Consider the following 1,702-nt stretch of genomic DNA (forward strand, 5'->3'; position numbering starts at 1 on the left):
CGGTCAGTCTGTTGAAGCAGTTGCGCGGCCTTCTGCGCCGATAATCCAGGCAGAGCTGATGGCATATAGAGCAGGTCCCCTTCGTCCAGCGGGGGAAGAAACTCACCACCCAGACGAGAGATCGGCCACAACGCGCTGACAAAGACTAGCAACGCAACCAGCAGCGTTATTTTAGGTCGATGTAATACGGCGTCCAGAGCGGGTTCGTAGATCCGGATCAACCAGCGATTTAGCGGATTCTGCTGCTCATTGGGAATTCGTCCACGAATCCAATACCCCATCAACACCGGTACGAGAGTTACCGACAGTCCAGCCGCTGCGGCCATAGCGTAGGTTTTGGTGAACGCCAATGGACCGAATAGACGTCCTTCCTGAGCCTCCAGCGTGAACACCGGAATGAACGACAGGGTGATGATCAGCAGACAGAAGAACAATGCAGGTCCTACCTCGGCAGCCGCTTCAGTCATCACGTGCCAATGACGTTCACCTTTCAGTTCCTCCCCAGGATTGGCCACGTGCCAAGCCTCGACCTTCTTGTGGGCATTTTCAATCATCACCACGGCAGCGTCGACCATAGCGCCGATGGCGATGGCAATCCCGCCAAGGGACATGATGTTGGCGTTGATACCCTGATAGCGCATCACGATGAAGGCGATCAGCACCCCAACCGGCAGGGAAATGATTGCCACCAGAGATGAACGCAGGTGCCAGAGAAAGATTCCGCAGACCAACGCGACGACGATGAACTCTTCGATCAGCTTGTGGCTGAGGTTTTCCACGGCACGATCAATCAACTTGCTGCGGTCGTAGGTGGTGACGATTTCAACCCCCGCCGGCAGACTGCTTTTCAGCTCGTCGAGTTTGGTTTTGACCGCCGCAATGGTTTCACGAGCATTCTTCCCGCTGCGCAGAATCACCACGCCGCCGACGGTCTCACCTTCACCGTCGAGTTCGGTAATGCCTCGACGCATCTCAGGCCCTAACTGAATCGTGGCAACATCGCCCAACGTGACCGGCACACTGCCCGCGCCCAGTTTGAGCGGGATGGCGCGAAAGTCATTGAGCGTCTTTAGGTAGCCGGAAGCTCGTACGATGAACTCTGTCTCCGCCATTTCCAGCACGGCTCCACCGGTTTCCTGATTGGCTTTGCCGATCGCCTCGGTCACCTCAGACTGCGTGATACCCAAGTTCGCCAACTTTAGCGGATCGAGCTGGACCTGATACTGTTTGACCATGCCACCTACGGTGGCAACTTCCGCAACGTTCGGCAGCGTCTTGAGCTCGAATTTGAGAAACCAGTCCTGTAGGGCTCGCAGTTGCGCCAGATCGTGCCCACCGCTGCGATCAACCAACGCGTACTGGAAAATCCAGCCAACGCCAGTGGCATCAGGTCCTAAGGCTGGCTTAGCACTGGCTGGTAGGCGGCTTTGTATCTGGCTCAGGTATTCCAACACCCGCGAGCGGGCCCAGTACAAGTCAGTTCCGTCTTCGAACAGCACATAAACGAAGCTGTCGCCAAAGAAGGAGTAACCGCGCACAGTCTTGGCCCCAGGTACCGAGAGCATGGTGGTTGCCAGTGGATAGGTCACCTGGTTTTCGACGATCTGTGGGGCTTGGCCTGGGTAAGGTGTACGGATAATTACCTGAACATCCGACAGGTCTGGCAATGCATCGATGGGCGTACTTTGAACCGCCCAGATCC

General features: G+C 56.3%; 1 protein-coding gene. It reads right to left on the minus strand.

The features are described 5' to 3' along the window. Positions 1-1,702 (minus strand): efflux RND transporter permease subunit (locus tag BKD70_RS23895; RefSeq protein ID WP_139145843.1); only part of this gene is annotated, 1,702 nt, incomplete at both ends.

Source organism: Pseudomonas sp. BS-2016 (assembly GCF_001806145.1).
In the GTDB taxonomy this organism is placed as follows: domain Bacteria; phylum Pseudomonadota; class Gammaproteobacteria; order Pseudomonadales; family Pseudomonadaceae; genus Aquipseudomonas; species Aquipseudomonas lundensis.